Annotated in this window: 5 protein-coding genes and 1 pseudogene; 4 read left to right on the top strand and 2 right to left on the bottom strand. The window is 48.5% G+C overall.

Going from position 1 to position 6,782, the window contains the following annotated elements:
- Window positions 1-149: 149 nt before the first annotated feature.
- Together H6F80_RS07450 and H6F80_RS07445 are read right to left on the bottom strand one after the other, a co-directional pair.
- Window positions 150-737, bottom strand: coding sequence for a hypothetical protein (locus H6F80_RS07450; protein ID WP_190790954.1), 588 nt, complete (start codon window positions 735-737; stop codon window positions 150-152).
- Window positions 738-1,103: 366 nt separating this feature from the next.
- Entirely contained in the window at window positions 1,104-1,892 is a 789-nt protein-coding gene (locus H6F80_RS07445; RefSeq protein WP_190790953.1) for an HMG-box domain-containing protein, read from the bottom strand.
- Between the two features lie 507 nt (window positions 1,893-2,399).
- Between H6F80_RS07445 and H6F80_RS07440 the strand changes: the two genes are divergently transcribed.
- The 4 genes and pseudogenes from H6F80_RS07440 to H6F80_RS07425 form a co-directional block, all read left to right on the top strand.
- Entirely contained in the window at window positions 2,400-2,594 is a 195-nt protein-coding gene (locus H6F80_RS07440; protein WP_190790952.1) for a hypothetical protein, read from the top strand.
- A gap of 170 nt (window positions 2,595-2,764) precedes the next feature.
- Window positions 2,765-4,744, top strand: a complete 1,980-nt coding sequence (gene htpG, locus H6F80_RS07435) for a molecular chaperone HtpG (RefSeq protein ID WP_190790951.1) — start codon at window positions 2,765-2,767, stop codon at window positions 4,742-4,744.
- 128 nt (window positions 4,745-4,872) lie between these two features.
- The gene (rpmB, locus tag H6F80_RS07430) at window positions 4,873-5,109 is read left to right on the top strand and encodes a 50S ribosomal protein L28 (RefSeq protein ID WP_190790950.1); all 237 of its coding nucleotides are present in this window, start codon (window positions 4,873-4,875) and stop codon (window positions 5,107-5,109) included.
- Window positions 5,110-5,821: 712 nt separating this feature from the next.
- Window positions 5,822-6,782 (top strand): annotated as a pseudogene (locus H6F80_RS07425) (hypothetical protein); the annotation flags it as partial.

The following is a 6,782-nucleotide window of genomic DNA, read 5'->3' as shown; positions in this document are numbered from 1 at the left end:
TTCCGATCTGTGCTGTATCAATCTGTTGTGTGGGTAGAGGTGGAGAGATCATCGATATCCTCCTTGACAGCTAACGACCAAGCTCACCAGATGCAGGCAACCTTGAACATTGAACCGACCAACTTGCGGCGTTCCAGTACAGCGGTTTGTTAGGCATCAGCTTGGCTAGATTGTATGTATTCAAGAAATTCTGGTGATTTAAACAGATCCCCGAAGGTTTGCCAGCCATTACTCACCGACTTTATTATCCACCCTAGTTCCTCAAGATGAGCTAATAGTCGAGGATTTTGTTCATCCATAAGACTAATGAGCTTACGGTAATCCTCTACACAACTGGTATCAAGAAGTGCCAAGTCTTGATGAATTAACTTGTTTCGCTCAACTACAACATCTGAGAGTGCACGTTTCTGAATCTTTAAGAAATCTGGGTTATCACAGGTGACCTTGAAATAGAAAGAAATTCCTGAATTGGAAGAGGCTGTTGTGGTTTCAACCTGGCTAGCATCAACTACAACATTTTTATGAAATTCCTGAACCAACTTACCTAAGCTCTGCTTGTGAAGCCTAGCCTGATTCCTACGCAATTGTTCGGAAATTGTTTCCTCAGTTCCCTCGAATTGGCCCATTGAAAGCAAATATTTCAATACTGCCTCTATTTTTGAAAAGTTGACCATGTTCCTCCCTAACTTTCTGAGTGCTTCAGCTCTAACTATTTCAATATCTATTGGCTCATTCATAGCAATTGATGGTAATACTTTCTTGTTTTCAGTAAACCCGTTTTACTACTACAACCGACAACCTAGCCGACGCTTTCATCTTCATATACAAAAATTTGCAGAACATTAAATTGCGGGTGCTTCCAATTTCTACAAACTTCGTTTTAATCAACGTCACAACTGATGGACTTAAGCAGAAGGTAAGTAGATACTCACGGTAGAGGGATGGCAAGAGCAACCCCACGGAAGAGCAAAGCCTAACGGCTCGCTTGAGCGGCTGCCAACAGTCACCGCAGTGCACCAAAACCTTCCCATAGTCCGCTCCAAGCGAATTGTTGGACGGCTAGTTGCCTAGAAGCAATACACTTACTTACAGCTATATGAGATTTATTGCGGTGCTGTTTGAGGATTCTGATTGCCTACACTACTTTGATAGTAATTGCCGTTACCTTCGTACGCCTTACCAGGATTACTGACTTCAACAGGAATTACCTGAGACGTTGATGTCACGGAAATATCACCTGGCGGTCTACCAAAAGCAGCAGTATTGGCAGCACATGCGCCCTTCAATTCTTCGGCAATTTCTTTTACTCTTTCTATATCGTTTTCCGATAGAGCAGTTATAAGCTCTCCTACTTTGTCTGATTGCTGCTTGAATTGAATCTGCGCCTGCCTCGTAACTTTCTCTTCCCTCCTAACATATTCCAGCATCTGTTCTTGCAAAGCACGAAAGAATGCAGAACCAGCAGTACCAACAACTAAGGACATAGCTAGTAGTGCAAAAGCGTTGTCAGGTTTAAGAAGTAATAAAACAGGCGGCGCTGCTGCACCACCCACTATTGATTGCGAAAGACAGCACTTTAGAATAGCACTCCACTTTTCTTTTGCCGCTTTTTCTTCTAACTTAGCTCTCTCTTTATCACTTAAATTTCTATTTTGCTTAGCCAGTTCTTGTTCGATCCTAGTTAACCTCTGCACGATTGGTTTTGATAACTCCTCCTCACTGACTTTAAAGTTCATTAGAAATGAAACGAAGCCTCCTAAAGCACCTGCTATGAAAATTATGAGAAGATGCCGTCCTAATTCCCATCCAAAGTCGAGAGTATTTAGCCGCTCATACATGTAATTCCTAGCAGTTTGTGCATGTACAACTTGTGTTGTTAACAAGGTGGACATGGATAGGAATACTGCTATTGCCAACCTGTGCTTCATGTTTCGATTTTTATGTATTCTGATTTCTCTCAGAATACATCTATGTAAAAGGGATTTCCGGGCGTACTTAGCAATTTGTCAGATTGCCGTCTAACTACTGATTGGGCTGAACTCGTTCGGGCTATCTACCCTGTAGAGGCAATTGGGCTGAATGAATTCCGTCTAATCGCTCCGATCGAACATTAGCCCGACATATTTTCCGTATAATCCTCCTGATTCCAGCCATTAGCCTGAATCCTAGAGCGTTTCTTCGGTCTTTTTTTGCCTTTTATTCTGCCTAAGATCTTAAAAACGGAATTAGCCCGAATCAAGGGTGTTTCGATCGAATTACAGCCTAGACCACGGCTGTTTCTGATCAATGACGATTACCCCGAAGGGGGAACTGCTTCGCATCGCCCCAAACCTCAATATTGCGATCGAAGAAAATTGGTAGGTTGAGCGAATGGCTTCTTGCGCTCCACTGAGAGAGCCATGACCCTTCCTAAAGATGGACTGAGGGAACTGGTCGAATCCCGATCAAACGAGAGTCTGACGATTTCTGGGCCTGAGAATGCGGTGATGCTTAGCAGCTCCCTCTTAAGGGCGCTCGTTCAGGTTCGACCGGGCGGAGTGATGCGGCTTTACAAACGCGGGGCTCTCATCACCATTCAGACCATTCCCCTGTAGCGTAGCTGTTGTCGCTCTAACTCCAGTGCAGAAAGGAAGGTAGGGGAATCCGTAATCCTTTAAGTAGGGTCAACCAGAATGATTACAATGGGAACGATCGCCTAGTCTAGAGAATCATCGGACTGGCAAAAGTTTGTACTTGTAACTTGTAACCCCTGCGGCACTAATCTATGACCACGATTCTGGAACAGGGCAATATCAGCATCCATACGGAAAATATTTTTCCGATCATCAAAAAATGGCTCTACTCCGACCACGAGATTTTTCTGAGAGAGCTAATTTCCAACGCAGTAGATGCAATCCAAAAGCTGCGGATGGTGTCTCGCTCTGGGGAATTTACGGGCGACGCGGGTGAACCGGAAATTACGATCGCCATTGATAAGGAGAAAGGCACGCTGTCGATTTCTGATAACGGCATCGGCATGACGGCGGATGAGGTGAAGAAATACATCAACCAGGTCGCCTTCTCTAGTGCAGAGGAGTTCGTCCAGAAATATAAGAACAGTACCGATCAGTCGATTATCGGTCACTTTGGTCTGGGCTTCTATTCATCCTTTATGGTGGCGTCGCAGGTTGAGATCGATACGCTGTCTTACAAAGAAGGATCGCAGCCCGTTCACTGGTCTTGCGACGGTTCGACTCAGTTTGAGCTTTCGCAGTCCGATCGCCAGGCGGTTGGCACGACAATAACGCTGACCTTGATGGAGGAAGAAAAAGAATATCTGGAGCCGTATCGGATTCAGCAGTTGGTCAAAACCTACTGTGATTTCATGCCCTTCCCGATCAAGCTGGACGGCGAACAGACCAACAAGCAAAAAGCTCCCTGGAAGGAGTCGCCCAACAGCCTCACCCAGGAAGACTATCTGGAGTTTTACCGCTACCTGTATCCGTTCCAGGAAGAGCCATTGCTCTGGGTACACCTGAATACGGACTATCCGTTTGTGGTCAACGGCATCCTCTATTTTCCGAAGCTGAAGCCGGATGTAGATGTCACCAAGGGGCAGATCAAGCTGTTCTGCAATCAGGTGTTTGTGAGCGACAACTGCGAGGAAGTGATTCCCCGCTTCCTGCTGCCCCTGCGCGGCGTGATCGACAGCTCCGATATTCCACTCAACGTTTCCCGCAGCTTTTTGCAGAACGATCGCACTGTCCGCAGAATTGCCGACTACATTGCGAAGAAAGTAGGCGATCGCCTCAAGGAGCTTTATCGGGACGATCGGACTCAGTATATTCGCTGCTGGCAAGACCTGGGAACCTTTGTCAAGTTCGGCTCGATGAACGACGACAAGTTCAAAAAGCAGGTCGAAGATATCCTGATCTTCCGCACCACGTTTGAAGGGACACCGAAGAGCGATACGTCAGCGGTTCAGGTGCAGTCGGCAGAGGGCGATTTGTGGCAGGACGTTGAGCCAAAGGAGCAGGCAGCAGACAGCCTGGACGGCAAATTCTACACCACGCTCAAAGACTATCTGGAGCGCAACAAAGCCCGCCACGAAAATCGGGTTTACTACTGCACTGACCCAGCCTCTCAGGCGACTTACGTGGAACTCCACAAGAGCCAGGGCTTAGAAGTGCTGTTTATGGATTCGTTCATCGATTCCCACTTCATCAGCTTCCTGGAGCGCGAGCATCCCGAAGTCAAGTTTTCCCGCGTTGATTCTGACTTGGATGAAACGCTGATTGATAAAGAGAAATCTAGCGAAATCGTTGACCCGACGACGAATAAAACTCGCAGTGAGCAGGTCAAAGAGCTGTTTCAGCAGGCGCTAGGCAAGCCCAAGGTAACGATTCGCACCGAGGCTCTCAAGTCTGACCACGCAGAAGCGGCTCCTCCAGCGATCGTCCTCCTTCCCGAAGAGCTGCGCCGTATGAGCGAAATGACTGCCCTGCTGACGCAGCAAACTGCTGAGTTCCCGGAAGAACATACGCTGCTGGTCAACACCGCACATCCCCTGATCCAAAATCTGCTGACGATCAACCAGGGCAAGATCCTTCAGGCGGGCGGTCAGTCTCCCTCGGGCGAATTGTCTACGCTCATCTGTCAGCACGTTTACGATCTGGCATTGATGGCGCAAAGGGGCTTTGACGCAGACGGCATGAAATCGTTTGTGGAGCGATCGAATCAGGTGCTAACCCGCCTGACGCAGTAGTAAAGTAGCCGCAGAGCAGGACAGGGAGAGAAGCTGCTCGATCGCTTGCAATCCGGCTGCGATGCTCTGCACTGCTGCTATACTAAGGGATTGTGTCCATCGAAGTCGAAATAACCAGGTCAAATCCTATGGCTCGTCGCTGTCAAATTACTGGCAAAAAGGCAAACAACGCCTACGCCGTGTCTCACTCGCACCGCCGCACCAAGAAATTGCAGGAAGTTAATCTTCAGGAAAAGCGCATCTGGTGGGAAGGGGGAAAGCGGTTTATCAAGCTGCGTCTTTCGACCAAAGCAATCAAAACGCTCAACAACCGGGGTTTAGATGCAGTTGCCCGCGAACTGGGACTGGATCTCAGCAAGCTATAAATTCCGCTTTCTGCGCTTTTTATCGGGTGTTGCTGCGCTTAATTGAATTCATTTCGATCGCGTTATTGACTATCAAAATTCGCTGTCGAAACCTTCTCAATCGAGAAATTCTATTTTTTCGAGCTTTCTATTTCAGAGATCTTTCTCAGGCAAAAGCCCTAGTGAGAAAGGTCTCTTTTATTTTGCTGATCTTTTTGCTGATTGCGGCGGCGTGTGCTTGAGGGCTGTGCTCAGAGGAGCCTTCATGATTTGGGCTTCATCTTCGTGACTCTGACGATCGCTTCATCGGATTTTATAATGCGTTGCGGTTCAAACCTGCGGCTGCGCTTGATCGTTTCTCCAGTTGGGGCGGGTATCCTATGCGGCAATAGGCGCAAATAGGCACAATCCGGGCAGGGTTTACTCTGGTTGACATTTCAGACCTTTTCCCTCGATAAATTTACTGAGACTTGTTTAATAATGTCTTGTTTACTTTGAACAAATTCGAGTTTCCCTGTGATTTCCTGCGCGTGATTCTCCTGTTGTTCCAGCGGCTAGAAGTTGTTAAGACGGTGATTACAGAGACCGATTGGCAGAATTGATCCCAAAAACACGGTTCAAATGTGAAGTTTTGAAAGGTCAAAATCTCATTTTCTCGAACCTCACTGACTAGGCAGAAAACAGGCAGACAGATATGTCAACCCCACGGAAAATCAGGGCAATCCCTAAACTGATGCAGCACCTTATCAAATCGCCACGTACCTGGATTAAAGGCTTCGTGCGCTGGGTCATGCGTGTGTTGCTCTTGATTGGCAGACAGCCTCAGCCTCAAGCAGGTTTTGTGCTGCCCACCACGGCACTGCTGCTGCTGGTCGTCACGCTGACGGTTGGCGCGATCGGCTATCGCACTTATACCCGGACGCAGCAGACGATCGGCGAACGGCAACAGCAGGTTATTTACAATGCCGCAACTCCGGCGATCGATCGGGCAAGGGCAAAGCTAGAGTTTTTGTTTGATCCGCTTCGTGATCCTCGTGCAGGGGGCGTTCCCAGCCAGCGACAGTTGCTTGGCATGATGCTCAACGATGGGCGGAATATTGCAGGTTCCCCCGGACCTCAACGCTTTCCATCTGATCCCAATGCTCCTGATCCCTACACGCTGCCAGGGGAAGAACGTCTCGACATTGACGGCGATCGTTTACGGGATAACGCCTGGAAGTATCCTGCCGATACAAACGGTGACGGTGTAACCGATGCAACCGTTCTCTATTCCATTATCATGACGGCTCCGGCAAACAATGCGGCTGGCGTCACCCCTGTCAATCCGCTACAAGATTCCCGGCAGACTGCCCTGGAGGATCGTGCCGAACGGCTGCAAGTGCGAAACGCACCGCTCAGTAATACTAACCAGGCAAACCTGGCTTGCCAGCGTTCTAACGGAGGGGCGGCAGGCTTGAGTCTTGTAAACGGCGACGGCTGGTTTCCTGACCCTAACAACCGCACCAGGCTGCGGAAGAATTTTCAGGTCAATGCCTATGTCGTACCGAATTCGCAAAACGGAACGGTATCGACGCTAGAGTTTCAGCAAGACCGGGAAGCAACCCAGGGCTTTAAGTGGGCTGCCTGGTTCCGCAATGACCTTGAGATCTTTCCGGGTGCGTCGTTTAACTGGAACGGGGCGATGCACACCGAGG

The organism is Leptolyngbya sp. FACHB-711, assembly GCF_014695615.1.
Taxonomy (GTDB): Bacteria; Cyanobacteriota; Cyanobacteriia; order Elainellales; family Elainellaceae; genus Leptolyngbya_A.
Note: the sequence above shows the minus strand (reverse complement) of the source record. Positions and strands in the feature narration are given on the sequence as shown.

Coding starts and splice junctions, on each gene's coding strand:
- H6F80_RS07450 (WP_190790954.1), bottom strand. CDS start 737: ATGAATGAGCCAATAGATATTGAAATAGTTAGAGCTGAAGCACTCAGA.
- H6F80_RS07445 (WP_190790953.1), bottom strand. CDS start 1,892: ATGTCCACCTTGTTAACAACACAAGTTGTACATGCACAAACTGCTAGG.
- H6F80_RS07440 (WP_190790952.1), top strand. CDS start 2,400: ATGACCCTTCCTAAAGATGGACTGAGGGAACTGGTCGAATCCCGATCA.
- htpG (WP_190790951.1), top strand. CDS start 2,765: ATGACCACGATTCTGGAACAGGGCAATATCAGCATCCATACGGAAAAT.
- rpmB (WP_190790950.1), top strand. CDS start 4,873: ATGGCTCGTCGCTGTCAAATTACTGGCAAAAAGGCAAACAACGCCTAC.